17 protein-coding genes are annotated in these 21,319 nt (G+C 63.9%); 11 read left to right on the forward strand and 6 right to left on the reverse strand.

Annotated elements, in window-relative coordinates; all coding sequences use genetic code 11:
* Positions 1–52: 52 nt before the first annotated feature.
* Together CEJ45_RS11590 and CEJ45_RS11595 are read right to left on the reverse strand one after the other, a co-directional pair.
* On the reverse strand, positions 53–1,675 hold the full coding sequence (locus CEJ45_RS11590) for an ABC transporter substrate-binding protein (RefSeq protein ID WP_088755266.1): 1,623 nt from the start codon (positions 1,673–1,675) through the stop codon (positions 53–55).
* A gap of 198 nt (positions 1,676–1,873) precedes the next feature.
* Positions 1,874–2,542, reverse strand: a complete 669-nt coding sequence (locus tag CEJ45_RS11595; protein ID WP_034332087.1) for a haloacid dehalogenase type II — start codon at positions 2,540–2,542, stop codon at positions 1,874–1,876.
* Between the two features lie 628 nt (positions 2,543–3,170).
* On the opposite strand from CEJ45_RS11595, the gene CEJ45_RS11600 reads away from it, so the two are divergent.
* The 9 genes from CEJ45_RS11600 (at position 3,171) to CEJ45_RS11640 (ending at position 14,170) form a co-directional block, all read left to right on the forward strand.
* Positions 3,171–4,058 (forward strand): GNAT family N-acetyltransferase, encoded by an 888-nt coding sequence (locus CEJ45_RS11600; protein ID WP_088755267.1) that lies wholly within the window; start codon positions 3,171–3,173, stop codon positions 4,056–4,058.
* Between the two features lie 20 nt (positions 4,059–4,078).
* On the forward strand, positions 4,079–5,005 hold the full coding sequence (locus CEJ45_RS11605; RefSeq protein ID WP_088755268.1) for a 2-hydroxyacid dehydrogenase: 927 nt from the start codon (positions 4,079–4,081) through the stop codon (positions 5,003–5,005).
* Between the two features lie 195 nt (positions 5,006–5,200).
* Positions 5,201–6,493: an NAD(P)/FAD-dependent oxidoreductase gene (locus CEJ45_RS11610; RefSeq protein WP_088755269.1), complete on the forward strand. Its 1,293-nt coding sequence runs from the start codon at positions 5,201–5,203 to the stop codon at positions 6,491–6,493.
* A gap of 82 nt (positions 6,494–6,575) precedes the next feature.
* Positions 6,576–8,072, forward strand: coding sequence for an NAD-dependent succinate-semialdehyde dehydrogenase (locus CEJ45_RS11615; RefSeq protein WP_187697665.1), 1,497 nt, complete (start codon positions 6,576–6,578; stop codon positions 8,070–8,072).
* A 49-nt stretch (positions 8,073–8,121) separates the two neighbouring features.
* Positions 8,122–9,024: a GNAT family N-acetyltransferase gene (locus tag CEJ45_RS11620; RefSeq protein WP_088755270.1), complete on the forward strand. Its 903-nt coding sequence runs from the start codon at positions 8,122–8,124 to the stop codon at positions 9,022–9,024.
* 179 nt (positions 9,025–9,203) lie between these two features.
* The gene (locus CEJ45_RS11625) at positions 9,204–10,580 is read left to right on the forward strand and encodes an aspartate aminotransferase family protein (protein WP_088755271.1); all 1,377 of its coding nucleotides are present in this window, start codon (positions 9,204–9,206) and stop codon (positions 10,578–10,580) included.
* A gap of 143 nt (positions 10,581–10,723) precedes the next feature.
* On the forward strand, positions 10,724–11,218 hold the full coding sequence (locus tag CEJ45_RS11630) for an Lrp/AsnC family transcriptional regulator (RefSeq protein ID WP_081486017.1): 495 nt from the start codon (positions 10,724–10,726) through the stop codon (positions 11,216–11,218).
* A gap of 315 nt (positions 11,219–11,533) precedes the next feature.
* The gene (fliD, locus tag CEJ45_RS11635; RefSeq protein ID WP_088755272.1) at positions 11,534–13,555 is read left to right on the forward strand and encodes a flagellar filament capping protein FliD; all 2,022 of its coding nucleotides are present in this window, start codon (positions 11,534–11,536) and stop codon (positions 13,553–13,555) included.
* A gap of 159 nt (positions 13,556–13,714) precedes the next feature.
* Positions 13,715–14,170, forward strand: coding sequence for a MaoC family dehydratase (locus tag CEJ45_RS11640; protein ID WP_088755273.1), 456 nt, complete (start codon positions 13,715–13,717; stop codon positions 14,168–14,170).
* A gap of 4 nt (positions 14,171–14,174) precedes the next feature.
* Here CEJ45_RS11640 and maiA read toward each other — a convergent pair whose 3' ends face one another.
* From maiA to CEJ45_RS11660, 4 genes are read right to left on the reverse strand one after another with little or no spacing between them, the layout of a single operon-like run.
* Positions 14,175–14,822 (reverse strand): maleylacetoacetate isomerase, encoded by a 648-nt coding sequence (gene maiA, locus CEJ45_RS11645; protein ID WP_088755274.1) that lies wholly within the window; start codon positions 14,820–14,822, stop codon positions 14,175–14,177.
* Between the two features lie 25 nt (positions 14,823–14,847).
* A complete protein-coding gene (fahA, locus tag CEJ45_RS11650; RefSeq protein WP_088755275.1) occupies positions 14,848–16,194 on the reverse strand; it encodes a fumarylacetoacetase in 1,347 nt (448 codons plus the stop codon).
* The gene (gene hmgA / locus CEJ45_RS11655; RefSeq protein WP_088755276.1) at positions 16,191–17,528 is read right to left on the reverse strand and encodes a homogentisate 1,2-dioxygenase; all 1,338 of its coding nucleotides are present in this window, start codon (positions 17,526–17,528) and stop codon (positions 16,191–16,193) included. The genes fahA and hmgA overlap by 4 nt, the downstream gene beginning before the upstream one ends.
* Positions 17,525–18,868, reverse strand: coding sequence for an MFS transporter (locus CEJ45_RS11660; RefSeq protein WP_088755277.1), 1,344 nt, complete (start codon positions 18,866–18,868; stop codon positions 17,525–17,527). Before CEJ45_RS11660 ends, hmgA begins: the two co-directional genes overlap by 4 nt.
* Before the next feature lie 252 nt (positions 18,869–19,120).
* Between CEJ45_RS11660 and CEJ45_RS11665 the strand changes: the two genes are divergently transcribed.
* Both CEJ45_RS11665 and CEJ45_RS11670 read left to right on the forward strand, forming a co-directional pair.
* Positions 19,121–20,035 (forward strand): LysR substrate-binding domain-containing protein, encoded by a 915-nt coding sequence (locus CEJ45_RS11665; protein WP_088755278.1) that lies wholly within the window; start codon positions 19,121–19,123, stop codon positions 20,033–20,035.
* Positions 20,036–20,083: 48 nt separating this feature from the next.
* A complete protein-coding gene (locus CEJ45_RS11670; protein WP_088755279.1) occupies positions 20,084–20,917 on the forward strand; it encodes an alpha/beta hydrolase in 834 nt (277 codons plus the stop codon).
* The last annotated feature ends 402 nt before the right edge of the window (positions 20,918–21,319 follow it).

A 21,319-nucleotide genomic window follows, 5' to 3' on the forward strand; every position in this document is an offset into this window, starting at 1 on the left:
TCCCGCGCGACTTCCACTGACAGCGTAGGTCAGGCGTGAGACTTTCCCGGACTCACGCGTCCAGCCAGACGTACTCCGCACAGGTGTAGTTCATGAACGCACCCAGCGGCACCGGATCGATCCCCTTGACCTTGGTGCTCATGCCTTCCAGGTTGATGATGAAGACCGGGATGCCCAGGCCACACTTCTCGTGGATCATGGTCTGCAGGTCGGCATACATCGCCTTGCGCTTGGTGAAGTCGGTCTCGCCGCGCGCGGCCACCACCAGCTGGTCGAACTGCGGATTCTTCCAGCCCGACTCGTTCCACTGTGCATCCGACTTGAAGAACTGTGTCAGCAGGATGTCGGCGCTGGGGCGCGGATTGATGTTGCCGAAGCCGACCGGCACCTTCATCCACTGGTTGGACCAGTAGCCGTCGGCGGGTACGCGCTTCACATCCAGCTTCAGGCCGATCTTGGCGGCACTCTGCTGCATCAGCACGGCCATGTCGACCGAACCGGTGGCGGCCACCGAGGCCACGATGGGGATGGTGCTGCCCAGCACGCCTGCCTTCTCCAGGTGGAACTTCGCCTTCTCCGGATCGAAGGGACGCTGCGGCAGGCCGGCGAAGTAGAAGCGGTTGGTCGGGTCGATCGGCTGGTCGTTGGCGGTCACGGCATAGCCACGGAAGGCGGCCATCTTGATCTGTTCGCGGTCCAGCAGGTACTTCATGCCCAGCGTGAAGTCCATGCTGTTGCCCGGGGCCTGGTCCTGGCGGATGACCAGGTCGGTGTACTGGCCCGACTTGGTTTCCATGACGGTATAGCCCGGCGTGCCCTTGACGCGGCCGGTGGAACGGGCGTTGACGTCGTTGATCCAGTGCACGTCGCCGGAAAGCAGCGCATTGACGCGCGCGGCTTCGTCGGGGATGCCGAAGAGTTCGACTTCGTCCAGGTAGGGCAGGCCCGGCTTCCAGTAATTCTCGTTGCGCACGCCGATGGTGCGCACGCCCGGGGTGAACTCCTTGAGCTTGAAGGCACCGGTCCCGTTGGGGGTGCTGAAGTTGGTGGTGCCGTCGCGGATGATGAGGAACTGCGCGGTCGCCAGGATCACCGGCAAGTCGGCGTTGGCACTGGTGAGCTTGATCTGGACTTCGTTGGGGCCGGTGGCCTTGACCGATTCGAACTGGTCGGCCACGACCTTGACCTTGGAGGCGGTGGCCGGATCCTTGTGGCGCATGATCGAATAGACCACGTCGGCCGGGGTCAGCGGTTTGCCGTCATGGAAGACCACGCCCTTGCGCAGCTTGACGGTCCAGGTGATGGCGTCGGTGGTCAGCATTTCTTCGGCCAGCACCATCTGCGGTGCGAGCTTGCCATCGAGCTTGGTCAGGCCGTTGTAGAACATGTGCACCCGGGTGTAGTCGGTGGAGTGCGCGGTCTTGGCCGGGTCCAGGGTGTCGGCCGTGGAGCTGGTCTGGGTGGCGATGCGCATCTTGCCGCCGCGCTTGCCGGTCTGCGCCATGACGCTGCCGCTGGCGGTCAACAGGCCGGTGCCGCCGACCGTCATGAGGCTGCCGGCCAGCAGGGTGCGCATCATGTCGCGGCGGGTGAAACTGCCAGGGGCCTGGTCCAGCGAATCGCCGGTGATGATGGAACCCTCTTTGGGGTAATGTCCGTTTTCCTGCTTGCTCATGAAATGCCTCACGATAAATGTTCAACCACGAAGACCACCGGCCTGCCCTGCCGTCTGCATGTTGCAGATCCCTCGGGAGGGCATGCCGCTTATTGGGTCCGGCAGACTCCTCGCAACATTGATACCAGCTCGGGAGCACACCGGGAATGACGGAAACTGCACGGGAGCCACACGGCTCCCTCACTACTGACAAGCGCCTTACAGACCCAGCACGCCCGGCAGGCCGGAGATGTCCTTGATCTCGGTGTAGCCGTAATACGGGGTCGAGGGTTCATGGCCGCGTGCCACGAAGACCTTGTTCTTGATGCCCATGTCGGAGGCCGGCATGAGGTCGTAACGCAGGCTGGAAGAGACGTGCAGCACGTCTTCCGGATTGCAGTTCAGGTTGTCGAGCATGTATTCGAAGGCGCTCAGGCGCGGCTTGTAGGCTTGCGCCTGCTGGGCGGTGAAGACCTTGTGGAAGGGTGCGCCCAGTTGCTCGACGTTGTGCATGATCTGGCTGTCGTCGGCATTGGAGAAGATCACCAGCGGGAATTCCTTGGCCACCTTCGACAGGCCGGCCGGCACGTCGGCGTGCGGACCCCAGGTCGGCACGGCCTTGTAGAAGGCACCGGTTTCCTCATCGGTGGTCTTGATGCCCCAGCGCGCGCAGGTGCGGGTGATGGCGTTCTTGCAGACCTGTTCGTAGGGCTTCCATTGGTCCAGCACTTCATCGAGGCGGTAGGCCGCGAACTGGCGCAGGAAGAACGGCATGTCTTCGGCGGAGACGCGATCGGCGTAGATCTTCTGTGCGGTTTCCGACATCTGGAAACGGGTCAGGGTGCCGTAGCAATCGAAGGTAATGAACTTGGGCTTGAAAATGCTCATGGAAAATCGTCCTGTCAAAAAAGGGGGCGCATCACCTGGTAGGCCTGCGCTGGAGGCTGCTTGCTTGCGGGATTACGGTTGACTGCATGAGAAGGATTACAACATAGCGAAACTTGCGATTTATTCCTTTTTGACCGGGCCGCGAAACAGAAATATGTGTTTTCAGCGGTCCAATCAGCATAGCTTGCCGAGCAGTGCAGCAATGCGAGCCGGGTGCGCTGCTTTGGGGCATTTTCACCAAGCTGGTGCGGATTGTGTCCGCAAGCTGGCGCATGTCCGAGGCTGCCGTCGCACAGGCCATTGACCGTCGCATCGGCCTGCGCACCTCGCTGCACTGCCTGGGCAGAGCCTGCGGGGCTGCACCATGCTACTGCCGGTGGCGCCCAATTTTGTGCCGAGAAGAGGGGGCAGATCGCCATAAGATTGCGAATTGGCAGGCCCGAAAACTGCCGCACTATGCCGCGCCGGGTGCATCATCGCTGGGGTAGCGTTGCAGGCCCGGCCAACGGGCAGGGCCGCGGCGCGAGATGACTGAATCAAGCAAACCATTTATATGATTTGGCGGAACAGGGGCGACTCCCGCCCTCGATTGATCCGCACCGCCACCGTATCGACAAGGACACGCTGCATGACTACCCAAAGCACGCTGCCGGCCGGGCAGACCGTACAGACCACCCTGCGCCCCATGCGCCCCGAGGACCTGGCCAGTTGCCACGCCATGAGCCTGCATCTCTACTGGCCGCACCGGCTGGCCGACTGGCAGTTCCATCATCAGGTCAGCAGCAGCTGGGCGGTGGAACTGGAACAGCCCGATGGCACGCGCAGCGTGGCCGGCAGCGGCATGCTCTGCCCGCTGGGCGAGGACTATGCCTCGCTGGGCCTGGTCATCATCGCCGATGCCCTGCAGGGCCGTGGCCTGGGGCGCGCCATGATGCAGCGCCTGCTGCAGGATGCCGGCACGCGCAACGTCATCCTCAATGCCACCGAGGCCGGACGTCCGCTCTATGAAAAGCTGGGCTTCGTGGTCACCGACACGCTGAGCCAGCACCAGAGCACCACCGCGCATGCCACCCCGGTGCTGGCCGCAGGCGAGCGCATCCGTGCGTTGCGCAAGGACGAATTGCCCTTCCTGCTGGCGCTGGACCGCCAGGCCAGCGGCATGGACCGCAGTGCCCTGCTGGTGCCGCTGCTGGACACCTCCGAAGTGGCCGTGCTGGAACAGGGCGGCCAGGTCAAGGGCGTGGCCTACCTGCGCGAATTCGGGCGCGGACGCGTGATCGGCCCGGTCATCGCCAGCCATGTGGAGGATGCCAAGAAGCTCATCGCTTACTGGATCAACGCCTATCCGGGCGCTTACCTGCGCATCGACGTGCCGGGCCGCACCGGCCTCAAACCCTGGCTGGAGGAGATCGGCCTGACCTGCGTGGACAACGTGGTCAGCATGTGCCGTGGCACCCCGCCCGCACCCGCCACCGCGTGGCGCACCTATTCCATGATCAACCAGGCGCTGGGCTGAACGACCGGCGTAACACCACCATGACTTTTCTCTACAAGGCCGATCCGGTCCGTGGCGCCGAATGGGCGCAACTGTTTGCCGAGAAGGCCCCCGAGCTGCCCTTCCACATCTGGCCGCATGTAGGCGACGGCAGCAGCGTGCGCTACCTGGCCGCCTGGACGCCGCCGGAGGATATCGCGCAACGCTTCCCCAACCTGGAAATCCTGTTCTCGGTCGGCGCCGGCATCGACCAGTTCGACATGTCCACCCTGCCCCCGGACCTGCCGGTGGTGCGCATGACCGAGCCCGGCATTGCCGCCGGCATGGTGCAGTACGTGACGCACGCCGTGCTGGGCCTGCATCGCGACAGCCGCATTTACGCGCGCCAGCAGCGTGACCAGGTATGGCGCGCCCATCGCGTGCGCCCGGCCTCGGCCTGCCGCGTGGGCGTGCTGGGACTGGGCATGCTGGGGCGGGCCGTGCTGCAGCAGTTGCACGGACTGGGTTTCCCCTGCGCCGGATGGAGCCGTTCGGCCCACCAGATGGACGGCATCGATTGCTACAGCGGCAGCGATGGCCTGCGTGACTTCCTGGCGCGCACCGATGTGCTGGTGTGCCTGGTGCCGCTGACCGACGATACACGCGGCCTGCTCAATGGCGAGCTGTTTGCGCAATTGCCGCGCGGTGCGGCACTGGTCAACGTCGGGCGCGGGGGCCACCTGGTCGAAGACGACCTGCTGGCCGCCTTGAATGACGGCCAGTTGAGCGCCGCCGTACTGGACGTGTGCGAGACCGAACCCTTGCCGCAGGGCCATCCCTTCTGGACCCATCCCGACATCGTGCTCACGCCCCATATCGCCAGCATGACCCAGCCCGATGGCGCGGTCGAGGCGGTGCTGGAGAACCTGCGCCGCCATCGCGAGGGGCTGCCGCTGCTGGGCCTGATCGATCGCCAGCGCGGTTATTGATGCCGCCCCGCCACTTCATCCGGAGATGCCGCATGGCAAACAAAATGCCGAACACCGCCGCCACAACGGCATGCCATGCCGCTGGCGCAGGGCAGTTCGCGTCACGGCGCTGGCCTGTGCGTTCTATCCTTGATGACATGGCGCAGTGCGTCTGCAAGCCCACCTTTCCCCATTCACCTGCCTGAAGCCCCGACCATGAAGCTGGAATCCTACTGGACCGATTCTGCCCCGCTGTTCATCTCCCCCACGCGCGAGCTGCCCACGCAGGTCGACGTGGCCATCGTCGGCGGCGGCTTTACCGGCTTGTCGGCGGCACTGGCGTTGGCCAAGCGCGGGGCCTCGGTGGTGGTGCTGGAAGCCGGCCCGCATGTGGCCGCTGAAGCCTCGGGCCGCAATGGCGGCCACGTCAACAACGGCCTGGCCGTGGACTATGCCGAGGTCGCCGCCAAGGTCGGCGTGGAGCGTGCCCGCGCCTGGTATCACGCCTATGACGACGCGGTCGACACGGTGGCGCGACTGGTGGAGCAGGAACAGATCGCCTGCGATTTCCTGCGCCACGGCAAGCTCAAGATGGCTACCAAACCCTATCAGATGGATGCCCTGCAACGCAGCGCCGACCGCCTCATCGCCGATGGCGTGGACAGCGACGTGGAGATCCTGGATGCCGCACGCGTGCGCGCCGAGGTGCAAAGCGAGCGCTTCCACGGCGGCCTGCTCTACAAGCGCAGCGGCCAGATGCACATGGGCCGCTTCGCCTGGGGCCTGGCCACGGCGGCCGAACGCCACGGCGCGGCCATCCATACCGGCACCGAAGTGCGACGCCTGGAACGCATCGGCAACACCCACGCGCATCGCGTCCACACCGCGCGCGGCACCATCACGGCCAAGCAGGTGCTGCTGGCCACCGGCGCCAGCCGCCACGGTGCCTATGGCAGCTTCGGCTGGCTGCGCCGGCGCATCGTGCCCATCGGCAGCTTCATCGTGGTGACCGAACCGCTGGGGGCCGAGCGCGCCGCTACCATGCTGGCCAAGCAGCGCACTTACACGACGGTGGCCAACATCCACCACTATTTCCGCATGACGCCCGATACCCGCCTGGTCTTTGGCGGACGGGCGCGCTTCGCGATTTCCAGCCCGCAGTCCGATGCGGCCAGCGGCGAGATCCTGCGCCAGGGCCTGCACGAGACCTTCCCGCAGCTGGGCCAGGTACGCCTGGATTACTGCTGGGGCGGCCTGGTCGACATGACCCGCGACCGCCTGCCGCAGGCCGGCCAACGCGACGGGCTGTATTACTCCATGGGCTATAGCGGCCACGGCACCCAGATGTCGGTGCACATGGGACAGTGCATGGCACAGGTCATGGCCGGTGACGAGTTGGCCAACCCCTGGCGCGAACGCGAATGGCCGGCCATCCCCGGCCACTTCGGGCCGCCATGGTTCCTGCCGGTAATCGGCCTGTATTACCAGCTCAAGGACAAACTGGCTTGATGGCTTGATGGCTTGATGGCGCGCCGCTGGCTGCATTAACTTTTACTGAATGCTCGTTGATAGTTGCATTAACTTTTGCTGAATGCTCACCATGACCTCTCTGACTCTGACTCTGCAACGCCAGGACCTGATGCCCGGCACCCAACTGATCGGCGCCGAGTGGCGCGCTGCGGCCGACGGCCGTGTGCTGGAGGTGACCGACCCGGCCACCGGCCAGGTGTTCGCCACCGTCCCTGACGGCAGTGCTGCCGATGCCCGCGCCGCCGTCGATGCGGCCGTGGCCGCCTTCCCGGCCTGGCGTGCCACGCCGGCCAAGCAGCGCGCCACCATCATCAAGCGCTGGAACGACCTGCTGCTGGCGCACCAGGAAGACCTGGGTCGCCTGATCTCGCGCGAACAGGGCAAGCCCCTGGCCGAGGCCAAGGGTGAAGTGGCCTATGCCGCCAGCTACGTGGAATGGTTCGGCGAAGAGGCCACGCGCGCCAATGGCGACATCATCCCGGCACCGGTCACCGGCCGCCGCATGATGGCCTTGAAGGAACCGGTGGGGGTAGTGGCGGCCATCACGCCGTGGAATTTCCCGGCCGCGATGATTGCCCGCAAGATCGCGCCGGCCCTGGCCGCCGGCTGCACCGTGGTGTGCAAGCCGGCCGAGGATACGCCGCTGACTTCGCTGGCGCTGATCCGCCTGGCGCTGGAAGCAGGCGTGCCGGCTGGCGTCATCAACATCGTGACCGCCTCGCGCGAACGCACCCCGGAAGTGGTCGACGTGTGGCTGGCCGACGGGCGCGTGCGCAAGATCAGCTTCACCGGATCGACCGCCGTGGGCAAGCACCTGGCGCGCCATTCGGCCGATACCTTGAAGAAGCTTTCGCTGGAACTGGGTGGCAATGCGCCCTTCATCGTCTTTGACGATGCCGATGTGGACGCCGCCATCGATGGCGTGATGGCCGCCAAGTTCCGCAATGGCGGCCAGACCTGCGTGAGCCCCAACCGCATCTACGTGCAGGAGAAGGTCTATGAAAACTTCGTGGCCAAACTCGGTGCGCGCGTGGCCGCACTGAAGGTCGGCCCGGCGACCGATCCAGCTTCGCAGATCGGCCCCATGATCAACGCCCGCGCCATCGCCAAGATCGACCAGCACGTGCGCGATGCCATCGCACGCGGTGCGCGCGTGATCACCGGCGCCAAGCGCCTGCAGGGCCCAGGCTTCAAGAGCGACAATTACTATGCCCCGACGGTACTGGCCAACGTCACCGGCGAGATGCAATGCAGCTGCGAAGAGACCTTCGGACCGGTGGCACCCATTACCCGCTTCGCGACGGAAGAGGAAGTGATTGCCGCGGCCAATGCCACGCCCTTTGGCCTGGCTGCGTATTTCTATTCGACCGATGTGCGCCGCATCCATCGCGTCACCGATGCGCTGGAAAGCGGTATCGTGGGCGTCAATGAAGGTGCGCTGGCGGCCGAAGCCGCGCCCTTCGGCGGCGTCAAGGAATCCGGTTATGGCCGCGAAGGCTCGGTGCATGGCCTGGATGACTACCTGCACACCAAATACGTTTGCCAGGGCCAGCTCTGAGCCATCCCCGGCCTTGCTGTCCCTCTCACTGAAACCAACAGGAGCCCCCATGCCCGCGCTGTCCAACCACCAGCCCGAGACCGCCCGCGAGCCCTTGCCCGACTTGCTCTTGCGGCCGATTGCAACGGATGACCTGGGCCACTGCCACCGGCTGTCGCTGCGCTTCAAGTGGCCGCACCGGCTGGAAGACTGGAATTTCCTGCTGCAGATGGGGCAAGGCTACCTGCTGGAAAACACGGCATCGGATGCCCCGCTGCGCACGGTGGGCAGCGTGGTCTGCACCACCTATGGCGAGCACCACGCCGTCATCGGCATGCTGCTGGTGCAGACCGAGTTGCAGCGGCGCGGCCTCGGACGGCGGCTCATGCAGCACGCCGCCAGCCAGGTCAATGGCCGCAGCCTCATCGTCAATGCCACGGCGGCCGGCATGCCGCTCTACAAGCAACTGGGTTTCGTGCAGCAGGATGTGCTGCACCAGTTCCAGGGGTCCTCGGCGCAACCGGTGCTGGTCTCGCTGCCACCGGGCGAGCGCGTGCGGCCGATGGGCAAGAATGACGTGCATCGCCTGCTGGAACTGGATGCCCAAGCCACCGGCATGGATCGCAGCAAGCTGCTGCTGGCATTGCTGGAGATATCCGAAGGTGTGGCACTGGACCGTGATGGCGAGATGCTGGGCTTTGCGCTGGTGCGCCGCTTCGGCCATGGGCGCGTGATCGGGCCGGTGGTGGCGCCGGACGCGGAACGTGCCAAGGGATTGATCGCGCACTGGATCAATACCTATTCGGATTCGTTCATCCGCATCGACGTGTTCGAATCGAGCGGCTTGCCGGCCTGGTTCGACAAGCTGGGCCTGACCTGCGTGGACCACGTCACGCGCATGTGCAAGGGTGAAGCACCGGCGCGCGATGCGGGCATGCAGCTGTTCTCCATCGTCAACCAGGCGCTGGGCTGAGGTGCTCGTGCTGCTGCCGCAGAAAATGCCGCAGCAGCGCGCAAAACCCATGAAGATGCTTTTTCAGGCCCGCATCTTGCGCATCGGCTGCGAGGCCAGGGGCATAGGATAGAACACATGCCGGTTGTGCCGTTTGCCTGCACGGCCTTGTTCAACGCATCTTCAGCGAGTCCCTCTCTATGCAAACTTCCGCCCTGGCCGCGCTTGACCGCAGCCACCTGATCCACCCTGTTGCCAGCTTCCGCGAGCATGAAGAGCTGGGCCCCATCATCCTCAAGTCCGGCCAGGGCGCCTACCTGACCGATCACCAGGACAAGCAGTTGCTGGATGCTTTCTCGGGACTGTGGTGCGTCAATACCGGCTATGGCCAGGAGAGCGTGATCCGTGCGGCCACCGAGCAGATGCAGCGCCTGCCGTACGCCACCGGCTATTTCCACTTCGCTTCGGAACCGGCCATCCTGCTGGCCAAGAAGCTGGTGGACATCAGCCCGGCGTCGCTGAAACACGTGTATTTCACGCTGGGCGGCTCCGATGCGGTGGATGCCGCCATTCGCTACATCACGCACTATCACAACTCCATCGGCAAGCCGGCCAAGAAGCATTTCATCTCGCTGCAACGTGGTTATCACGGTTCGTCCTCGGTGGGCGCGGGCCTGACCGCACTGCCCAATTTCCATTACCACTTCAACCTGCCGCTGCCGACCCAGCATTACCTGCCCTCGCCTTATCCCTACCGCAGCGAGCTGCAGGGCGATGAAGCCATCATTGCGGCCTCGGTGCAATCGCTGCGCGACAAGGTCGACGAACTGGGCGCGGACAATGTCGCCGCCTTCTTCTGCGAACCGATCCAGGGTTCCGGGGGCGTGGTGGTGCCGCCCAAGGGCTGGTTGAAAGCCATGCAGCTGGCCTGCAACCAGCTTGACATCCTGTTCGTGGTGGATGAGGTCATCACTGGTTTCGGCCGCACCGGCCCGATGTTCGCCTGCCTGGACGAAGACGTGCAGCCCGACCTGATGACCATGGCCAAGGGCTTGACCGCCGGCTATGCGCCCATGGGTGCGGTGATGATGTCGGACCGTGTCTACAACGGCATTGCCGATGGCGCGCCGATGAGCACCGTGGTCGGCCATGGCCAGACCTACTCGGCCCATCCGGTCAGCGCGGCGGTGGCGCTGGAGGTCCTGCGGCTGTATGAAGAAGGTGGCCTGCTGGAAAACGGCCGGCGCCTGGAACCGGTCTTCGCCGGCGGCCTGCGCGCCCTGCTCGACCATCCGCTGGTGGGCGATGCCCGCAGCCGTGGCCTGCTGGGTGCGCTGGAACTGGTGGCCGACAAGCAGACCAAGGCCCGCTTTGCGCCCGAGCTGAAACTGCATGACCGCATCTTCCAGGTGGCCTATCGCCACGGCCTGGTGTTCCGCGCGTTCGGCGACAACATCCTCGGCTTTGCGCCTGCGCTGTGCTACACGCAAGAGGATTTCGCGCTGATGTTTGCGCGCCTGCGGGCCATCCTGGACGAGGTGCTGGCCCAACCCGAGGTGCGCGCGGCCTTGCGCTGAGCACACCATCGCGAGCAATGCCCCCTGCCCGATGGGGAAATCACGGCAGGAGGGGTTAAAATGCCCTGCTACATCCCGCCGGCTCTCCCTGTGCACGCCATGCCAGGAGCGCCGGCGGGCTGAGTCGAATAACCCGAGGCAACATGATGACTAACGGCGCGTTGAAACTGGACCGGATCGATCTGAGGATTTTGTGTCACCTGCAGCAAAATAGCCGCATTACCAATGTGATCCTGGCCGACGCCGTCGGCCTCTCCCCCAGCCCCTGCCTGATCCGCGTCAAGCGCCTGGAGAAAGCTGGCTACATCAGCGGCTATGGCGCCTACATCCGGCTGGAGAAGCTGGCCGACGTCCAGATCGTGTTTACCGAAGTGACGCTCTCGGACCATCGCCGCGAAGACTTCGCCAAGTTCGAGGCCACCATCCGCAATGTCGATGAGATCATCGAATGCCACCTGGTCAGCGGTGGCTATGACTACCTGCTCAAGTTCATGACCCGCAGCGTGGTGCATTACCAGAGCGTGATCGAGTCGCTGCTGGAACAGAACCTGCGCATCGAGAAGTATTTCAGCTACATCGTCATCAAGTCGCCCTTCATCAAGCATCACTATCCGCTGGAAAAGTTCATCCAGACCTGAGACGGCCCGCGCCCCTGCCCGCCGGGCAGGGCTGCCGTCCTGCTTTCCTGAAATATCCTTCATATCGCCCCGCAGGCAGCGCCACCGGGGCTTTCCGGCCTGCATGGGCCAGGCCGAATCTTTACATTTCGGCATCGTGGCAAGCCCGGATTGCGGCTTCTCCATCGAATCTCCACAAAAACCCCCTGAAAACGCCACTTCTGGTCAGCAAACTGCCCTTTACTTTTGTAAAGACCTGCCGTTAACCTTCACGGGTCACTGACATTGCGTCAGTTTCCCGAAAGATAAGAAAATCATCATCATCCAGGGGTCAAGATGGCAACTTCCACGGGGACGATCTCGACATCGGCCGGTCCGTTAGACGTATCGACGTTGGTCAACCAGCTCATTGCAGTCGAAAGCAAGTCCAAGCTCACACCGCTGAAGACCAAGGAGAGCGGGTTCAATACGCTCATTTCCGCCTACGGTTCGCTGAAAAATGCGCTGTCGAGCTACCAAAGCGCGCTCAAGACCATGACGGCGGCCAGCTTCAGCGCCCAGAAGACCACGGTGGCCAATGCCGGTACCGGCACCAACCTGACCACCGATCCGTTCACGGCCGATGCCAACAGTGACGATTCGACCAAGGTCCTGGCGCAGAAACTGAAATCCGGCGGCTACGCCAGCGGCACCACTTTCAATGCCGGCGACTCGATTGCCATCAAGGTCGGCACCAATCCGCCCACCTTCATCACGCTGCAGGCCAACGCCACCCTGGCTGGCGTGCGCGACGCCATCAATGCCTCCAAGGCGGGCGTGACGGCTTCCATCGTCACCGATGGCAGCGGCGACCACCTGGTGATGGAATCCAATACCGGCGGCACCGCCAACACCATCAAGGTCACGGCCAACAATTCGCTCTCGGGGCTGAGCTATGACCCCACCGTGGCCGGCTCGGTGACCCAGATCCAGGCACCGCGCGACGCTACCAAGGCGGCGGCCGGCAAGTACAGCATCGGCGTGAGCCAGCTGGCGCAGGCGGTCAAGGTCAGCTCGGCCGGCATCGCACCGGGCACCACGTTCGACAATGGCGTGCTGGCCATCAAGACCGGCAACGGTTCGACCACGCTGATCCAGCCCAAGACCAACACCCTGGCCGGCGTGCGTGACGCCATCAATGCCAGCGACGCGGGCGTCAATGCGGCCATCGTCAGCGACGGCACCAATGACCACCTGGTCCTGACCGCCAAGGACAGCGGTGCGGCCAACAACCTGCGGGTGAGTGGCACGGGCAATTTCTCCGTGTTCAACTTCGACCCCAGCGGCACCGTCACCACCACTGGCGTGGCGACCAACCAGACCTACGCCAGCGGCAGCCTGGCGCTGCAGGTGGGCAACAAGTCCTTCACGATCACCCCGACCGACCTGGACGGCAGTGGCGCCATTGGCTTGAACGACGTGATGAAGGCCATCAACGACGCCAATACGGGCGTGACCGCCAGCATCAGCAATGACGGCAGCAAGGACCACCTGGTGCTCACCCCCACCGGCACGGACGCCATCAAACTGGTCGGCAGCAATGACTATGCGGACCTCTCCGGCAGCAGCATGGGGCAACTGGCCAAGGCACAGGATGCCAAGCTGACCATCGATGGCGTGGCCGTGACCAGCACCAGCAACAAGGTCAGCAACGCGATCTCGGGCGTGACCCTGAACCTGGCCAAGGTCACCACCTCGGCCGACAATTTCACGCTCTCCATTGCCAATGACACCAGCGGGCTCTCGACGGCGGCCAACACGTTCGTCACCGCCTACAACAACCTGGCCAAGGCCATCACCAACCTGACCAAGCAGACCCCGTCCACCACCAAGGGCCAGGCCAGCACCGGCTCCCCGCTGGCCGCCGAGTCCTCGGTGCTGAACATGATGACGCAGATCCGCAGCACCATGCTGGGGGCGCTGGGGGATGATGGCGGCATGAATCTCTCGCAGGTCGGCATTGCCTTCCAGAAGGATGGCACGCTGGCGCTGGACGCCACCAAGCTGACCACGGCCGGCAACAAGGATTTCGACGCGGTCAGCAAGCTCTTCACCGGTACCTCGGGCGTGGTGCCCAAGCTGCAGAAGGTGCTCGACGGCATCCTCAGCGACAGCGGCACCTTGGCCAGCAAGACCAAGGGCCTGCAGGACAGCCTCAAGATCGTGACCGACCAGCAGACGGCGGCCAATGATCGGCTGCAAACCCTGAAGGACAACTACACCAACCAGTTCAACCGGCTCAACATCACGCTGGCGACGATGCAGTCGCGACAGAGCTATCTGACGCAGCAGCTGGCGAAGTTGTCCAAGTCGTCCTGATCACGTTGAGCACAGGTCCGCATGCGCGGACATCCATGCAAAAGGCCGCAGCGATTTCCCGCTGCGGCCTTTTGTTTTACGGACTGTCGTTATACTGTGACCATATCTGGCTTGCCGAAGAGCAGGCCTGAATCCGATAACAATGATCAGGGAGACTCAGTGACCACCCTCAACTACCTCGATGACTTCCAACCCGGCCAGGTATTGCGCTCGCCGGGCACGCTCGCCGTGAGCGCCGAAGAGATCAAGCAGTTCGCCCAACAATACGATCCCCAACCCTTCCATCTCGACGAAGCGGCGGCGCAGCAGACTTTCTTCCGCGGCCTGGCCGCCAGCGGCTGGCATACCGCCGCACTGACCATGCGCCTGCTGGTCGATACCCTGCACATCCAGGGCGGCATCATCGGTGCCGGCTTTGATGAATTCCGCTGGCCCCGTCCGACCCGCCCGGGCGACGTGCTGCGCCTGGAAGCCGAAGTGCTGGGCATCAAGACCTCGCAATCCAAGCCGCAGCAGGGTTTCCTCAACCACCGCGTGACCACCTACAACCAGCACGACGAAGCCGTGCTCATCATGACCGGCAACCTGCTGGTGCCGCGCCGCAGCCCGGGCTGAACGCTCAGGCGGCGTCGGGCTGCTGCGCCGGATGTGCCTGCTCGAAAGCGGGCAGCGCATTGCAGGCAGCCTCGATGGCACACAGCGTCGGGTACGGTGCCATGTCCACATCGAAACGGCGCGCGTTGAAGATCTGCGGAATCAGGAAGCAGTCAGCCATGGTCGGGGCGTCACCCACGCAGAAGTGTCCGCGCGTGGTGTCGGCCGCCAGTTGCTGTTCCAGCGCCGTGAAACCGAGCTTGATCCAGTGCTGGATCCACGCCGTCTTCTGCGCCTCATCCACGGCAAGCGTGTGCTTGAGATAACGCAGCACGCGCAGGTTGTTCAGCGGATGGATTTCACAGGCGATGGCCAGCGACAGTTCGCGGATATGCGCCCGCGCGAATGCATCACCCGGCAGCAGCGATGGCGTCGGATAGCGCTCGTCCAGATACTCCAGCATCGCCATCGATTGCGTGAGCAGCTTGCCCTGGTCGGCCAGCACCGGGACCAGCGCATGCGGATTCAACTGCGTGAAGGCGGGCAGCAATTGCTCGCCGCCCTGGTTCAACAAATGCACGGCCGCCGTTTCATAAGCCACGCCTTTGATGTTCAGGGCGATACGCACGCGATAGGAGGCCGAGCTGCGGAAATAGCTGTAGAGGGTAGTCATGCGCTTGCTTCCTAAAAAAATCAGATCAAGCCAGGCTGCGCGCAGGCAACACGGTGCCGGCCGCTTCACCGAAACCGATATTGGGCAAGCCATCGCGACGAGCCACGGCACGCAGGATGATGGTATCGCCATCTTCCAGGAAGACGCGCTTCTCGCCATTGGCCAGGTTCAGGGGGGCCTTGCCGCCACCGCTCAGTTCCAGCAGTGAACCGGCCTGGTCCGGTGCCGGACCGGACAAGGTCCCCGAACCGAAGAAGTCACCCGGCCGCAGGTTGCAGCCATTGACGGTGTGGTGCGTGACCAGTTGCGCCACGGTCCAGTAGGCATCCCGATAATTGCCCAGCGAGAGCCGCTCTGGCGCACTGCCCGCTTCACGCATGGCCGCGGTCTGGATCAGCACTTCCAGTTCGATGTCAAAGGCACCGCTCTCGCGCAGGGTCGGCGCATCCAGGTAAGGCAGCGGTTGCGGGTCGTCCGCCGGGCGCGTCCATCCGCAACGATATGGCGCCAATGCTTCCAGCGTGACGATCCATGGCGAGATGGTGGAGGCAAAGCTCTTGGAGAGGAAGGGGCCCAGCGGCTGGTATTCCCAGGCCTGCACATCGCGTGCGGACCAGTCGTTGAGCAGGCAGAGGCCAAACACCTTGTCCTCAGCCTGCGCCATCGGCACCGGCTCGCCCAGGGCATTGCCGCCGCCGATGAAGATGCCCAGCTCGAGTTCGTAATCCAGTCGCTTGCAGGGACCGAAGGTGGGCAAGTCCGCGTCGGGTGCCTTGGTCTGGCCCACCGGACGACGGAACTGCTGGCCCGAGATCGCGATGGACGACGCACGGCCGTGATAGCCGATCGGCACCCACTTGTAGTTGGGCAGCAGCGGATTGTCCGGACGGAACAGCTTGCCTATCGTGGTGGCGTGGTGGATCGATGTGTAGAAGTCGGTGTAGTCGCCGATCACGGCCGGCACATCGTATTCGGCCTGGGCCTGAGGCACCAGGCAGGCGGCCAGCTCGGTCTGGTGCGCCGAACCGCTGCGCAGCAGGCGCGACAACGCCAGGCGCAGGGCCGACCAGGCGGCCGGCGTGAGTGCCATCAGGGCATTCAAACTGCTGCCGCCGCAGGCTGCATGAGCGGCCGTGCGGGTGGCTTCATCAAAGCCCGAGAAGGCGCCGGCAGCCTGGGCGGCCGGCAGGTCGAGGATCTGGTCGCCGATGGCCACGCCCGCACGGAAGGCTTCTTCACTGCCACTGCGGCGAAACACGCCGTAAGGCAGGTTCTGGATCGGGAAGCTGCTGTTTTCTGCATTGGCGCTCTGGACCCAGCTACGCAGCGAGGTGTCATGGGTTTCGTTCATTTTCAGGCTAGGCAGGCTCATGCGCGCTCCGGGTTGAAGTTCTTCTGGATGCCCAGCCAGCAGTCCTGGTAATCGCGCTGCAAGGTCGGCGCGGACAGGGCGTGACGGGTCGGGCAAAGGATGTTGCGGGTCTCGAACATGAAGGCCATGGTGTGGTCGACCTTGTTCGGGGTGCTGGTATCGATACGGCTGGCTTTCTCGAAGGTGGCCGCGTCCGGTCCGTGACCGCTCATGCAATTATGCAGGCTGCCGCCGCCGGGCACAAAGCCGCCGCCTTCCTTGGCGTCATACTGGCCGGTGATGAGGCCCATGTATTCGCTGGCCACGTTGCGGTGGAACCAGGGCGGACGGAAGGTATCTTCAGCGGCCAGCCAGCGCGGCGGGAAGATCACGAAGTCGATCGTATCCACGCCGGGCGTATCGCTCTGCGACTGCAGCACCAGGAAGATCGACGGATCGGGATGGTCGTAGCTGATCGAGCCGATGGTATTGAAGTGGCGCAGGTCATACTTGTAAGGCGCATAGTTGCCATGCCAGGCCACCACATCCAGTGGCGAATGGCCGATCTTCGCCTGCCACAGGTTGCCGCCGAACTTGGCGATGAGCTGGAAGTCGCCCTCCCGGTCTTCGTACCAGGCGTGCGGCGTGGCGAAATCGCGCGGATTGGCCAGGCCGTTGGAACCCAGCGGACCGAGATCCGGCAGGCGCAGCAGCGCGCCAAAATTTTCGCAGACGTAGCCGCGTGCCTCGCCATCCGGCAGGCGCACCTGGAAGCGCACGCCACGCGGGATGACGGCGATCTCCTGCGGCTCGATGTCGATCACGCCCAGCTCGGTGCGCAATTGCAGGCGCCCCAGCTGCGGCACGATCAGCAGTTCGCCATCGGCCGAATAGAAGAAACGATCGGTCATCGAGCAATTGGCGGCATACAGGTGGATCGCGCAACCGCTCTGGGCTTGCGGCGAGCCGTTGCCGGCCATGGTGACCAGGCCTTCGATGAAATCGGTGGGTGCCGCGGGCATGGGCAGCGGGTCCCAGCGCAACTGGTTGGGCGGCGGCGCGACGTCGTCGAAGTGGCTCACCAGCAGGCCGCGTTCCATCGGTTCAAACGGGTGATGCACCGCAGCCGGACGGATGCGATAGAGCCATGCGCGACGATTGTGACCACGCGGCGCGGTGAAGGCGGTGCCGGAAATCTGCTCGGCATACAGGCCATAGGGTGCACGCTGCGGCGAATTCTGGTGCGCGGGCAAGGCGCCCGGCAGGGCCTCGGTGGCGAACTCGTTGCCGAAGCCGGTCTGGTAGCCGCGCGTGTGCACGTGATGGCTGACGGAAGAATCGGTGATGGTATTCATGCGGACACTCCTCGGGAAGTACGATGCAAGCGCGCGATGGTCAGCGCCGAAATCAGCGCCGGCACCGCCGCTGCGATGAACAGCGAACCATTGCTCCACTGCAGCGCGATCAGTTGGCCGCCGATGACCGGCCCGACCACCGAGCCGATGCGGCCGATGCCCAGCGCCCAGCCAATGCCGGTGGAACGCAGCGTGGTCGGATAGAAGGTACCAGCCAGCGCGTTGACCGCCGGCTGCCCGCCGACGATGCAGAAGCCTGCCACGATCACCGCCAGGAACAGCAGCACCGGCATGGCCGCCACCTTGCCGATCAACGCAATGGATACGCAAGCCAGCAGGAAGCAGGTCCCCAGCACGCGGGTGAACCCGAAGCGGTTGATGAAGCGGCCCAGTGTCAGCGTACCGACCACGCCGCCCACTTGCAGCGAGGTCCCGATCAGCACCGCCATGCTGGTGGAATAGCCGGCGTCACGAATCAGCGTGGGCAGCCAGTTGGAGAGGAAGTACAGGTTGATCAGGTTCATGAAGCTGATCAACCACAGCAGCACCGTGACACCGGCGCGGCCATCGCGGAACAGGGCCGCCACCGGCATGCCTTCAGCCTTGCTTTCCTTGACCACGACCTCGGTCTTGTCATCGATGCGGATGGCAGGATCCAGCTTGCGCAGCCAGCGCGCCACCTGGCTGCGCGCACGACGCTGCAGCACCAGGAACTGTATCGATTCCGGCAGCCACACCAGCATCGCCAGGCCCAGTACCAGGGGCACCGCACCGCCGACCCAGAACACCGCATGCCAGCCATGCGCCGGGATCAGTGCTGCGCTCACGAATCCGCCCGCCGCAGCGCCCACGGTAAAGCCGCAGGAAACCAGCATCATGCGGGTCACCCGCGAGGACGAAGGGCTGTATTCGCCGACCAGCGCCATCGCATTGGGCATGATGCTGCCCAGGCCAAAGCCGGTGATGAAGCGCACTACCAGCAACTGATCGATGGTGGTGACCAGCGGCGTCACCAGCATGCAGACCGCAAAGAACAGGGTCGAAGCGATCAGCACCGGACGGCGGCCGTAGCGGTCGCCCACGGGGGTGAGCACCAGCGAGCCCAGCAGCATGCCGAACAGGCCCGCCCCGAACACCGGACCGAGACTGGCCTTGCTCACGCCCCAGTCGGCAATGATGGCCGGGGCCACATAGCCCATGGCCTGCACGTCGAAGCCATCGATGATGAGGCACAGGCCGCACAGCAGCAGCAGGCCGAATTGAAAAGTGCCGAACCGGCCCTGCTCCACCACCTGGTCCACATGGACCGTGGGGAGAGCGCCACCTTGGTGGATGCTCATTGTCTTGCTCCTCGTCTGTCTTTACGTTTTTTTAGTTGTGTTGCCTGCCATCTGCGGGCCGATGAGGCTGAACATGGCAGATGGGCAGATTGCATGGCCGTGTGCGCAGGCGCTGCTGCGCGGCTCTTGATGGTGTTATCGCGACGTCACTGTAGTGCAATCGCCCTTCTTTTACGATATAAATACGAAAATACGATCCATTCATTTCATGAATATTGCAGTGCACGCGTTTTTGCTACTGCCGAGCTGACCATGGCCCTCATCGAACCACGCGACATCGATCTCAACCTGCTGGTGGTGTTCCAGGAGGTCTTCCAGGAACGCCAGATCTCCTCGGTAGCCCGTCGTCTGGGGCTGTCGCAGCCGGCGGTGTCCAATGCACTGGCGCGGCTGCGGCGCAGCTTCGGCGATGAGCTGTTCGTGCGCACGGCGCAAGGCATGCAGCCCACGCCCTTTGCCGAACAGCTGGCCGAGCCGGTGGCTGCGGCACTGCAGCAGGTAGCGCGCGCTCTCAACCTGCAGGAAGGCTTTGCGCCGCAGAGCAGCGAGCGCCGCTTCACGATTGCCATGACCGATGTGGGCGAGGTGTATTTCATGCCGCGCCTGATCGAAGCCTGTGCCGAGGTCGCGCCGGGGGTGAGCCTGTCGACGGTACGTGCCGGGGCCATCGACCTGAAGAGTGAAATGGAGGCCGGCCGGGTGGACCTGGCCATCGGTGCGTTCGACAATCTGTCGGAGGCGCTGTACCAGCGGCGACTGTTCCGCCAGGAATACGTGAGCATGTTCCGCATCGGCCATGCGCTGGACAAGCGCGGCGAGGTCGGCCTCAAGGAATTCCTGGCGGCCGAGCATCTGATGGTGTCTTCGCTGGAGAGTCCTTATGATCGCATCAACCAGAACCTGGAGAAGGCCGGCATCCTGCCCAGCGTACGCTTCCGGGTGCCGCATTTCACGGCGGTCCCTTACATCGTCAGCACCACGTCGCTGGTGGTGACGGTGCCGCGCAAGTTGGCCGAGAGCGCTGCCGCACCCTTTGGCTTACGCTACATCAAACCACCGCTGCGCCTGCCGGCACTGCAGACCAACATGTTCTGGCATCGCCGCTACAATCAGGACGAGGGCAATGTCTGGCTGCGCAACCTGATCTCGGCACACTTCGCCGAATGAGTCCGAACGAGAACGACGACACTGCCCGCGAGGCAAGGGAGGAGAGACATGCACATCTACCGCAGCTATGACCGCGAGGCGCTGGACGAGCAGTACAACGTGCGCCTGCGCATTGCGGATTTCCAGGCGTATTTCGACCGCTTTGCGCGCGAGGGGGAAGCAGCGCGGCAAGCGCATCCGCATCTGGCCGACCTGCCCTATGGCGAGGATGCCCTGCAGACGCTGGATTTCTTTCCGGGGCGCAGCAATGGCCGGCCCCTGCTTGTCTTTATCCACGGTGGCTACTGGCGCTCGCTGGACAAGCATCAGTTCAGCCAGCTGGCCCTGCCCTACCTGGCGCAAAACATCAACGTGGCCCTCATCAATTACCGGCTGGCCCCGCAGGCGCGCATGGGCGACATCGCCGCTGACTGCGGGCGCGCGCTGCGCCTGCTGCATGCCAAGGCCGCGGCGCTGCGCTTCAATCCGGAGGCGATCTGGCTCATGGGTCACTCGGCCGGTGCGCACCTGGCGGCGCTGATCGCTTCGCTGGGGGCGGCGCCGGTGCGCGGGGTGTGCGGCATCAGCGGAATCTATGACCTGGAGCCGGTGCGCCTGTCTTACCTCAACGAAGTGCTGCACCTCTCCGCCTCGGACGCCCAGCAGGCCAGTCCGCAGCTGCTGGCCATGCCCGAGGGCGTGAAGGCGCTGCTGTGCGCAGGAGAAGAGGAGTCCGCCGAATTCCTGCGCCAGCGCGACTTCTACGCCGCCGCCCTGCGCCAGTCGGGACATGCCGTGGAAGTGGTGGCGCTGCCGCAGCAGCATCACCTGAGCGTGGTGGATGTGGCCGCGGATGCCAGGAGCGGCTTGACTCAGTCGATGTTGAGACTGATCCTGGCGTAATTATTTTCTGATTTCAGCAGTCTGTACAGGCGCGGATTTAGCCCTTCGCGCCTCTTTTGAATCAATTCTCTTTTGTATTATTTGCACGCGCAACTGAACAAGACGACGCGCCTCAGGGCTCAGGGCCGCACTTAATTGTTTAAATGATTTAGCCATCACGAGCCTCGGGTCGATTTCGGAAAACGTTGGGGGACGGGAATGTTGTTTCCAACTGCGCAAGGATAACGAATTGAAGTTCCGGGTAATTTCCAAATTGCAACTACCCCCTCAAGCATTGAAGAAATTCGCTACAGAATCCCACCCATCGAACGCCAGATATCAATAAGAATCATTTTCATCTGAACTATAATACCGGGCTCACCCCGCCAACCGCCCCCGCTGCGGCACGGCAGGCAAGACCAA

It is taken from the genome of Herbaspirillum aquaticum (assembly GCF_002213425.1).
Taxonomy (GTDB): Bacteria; Pseudomonadota; Gammaproteobacteria; order Burkholderiales; family Burkholderiaceae_D; genus Herbaspirillum; species Herbaspirillum aquaticum.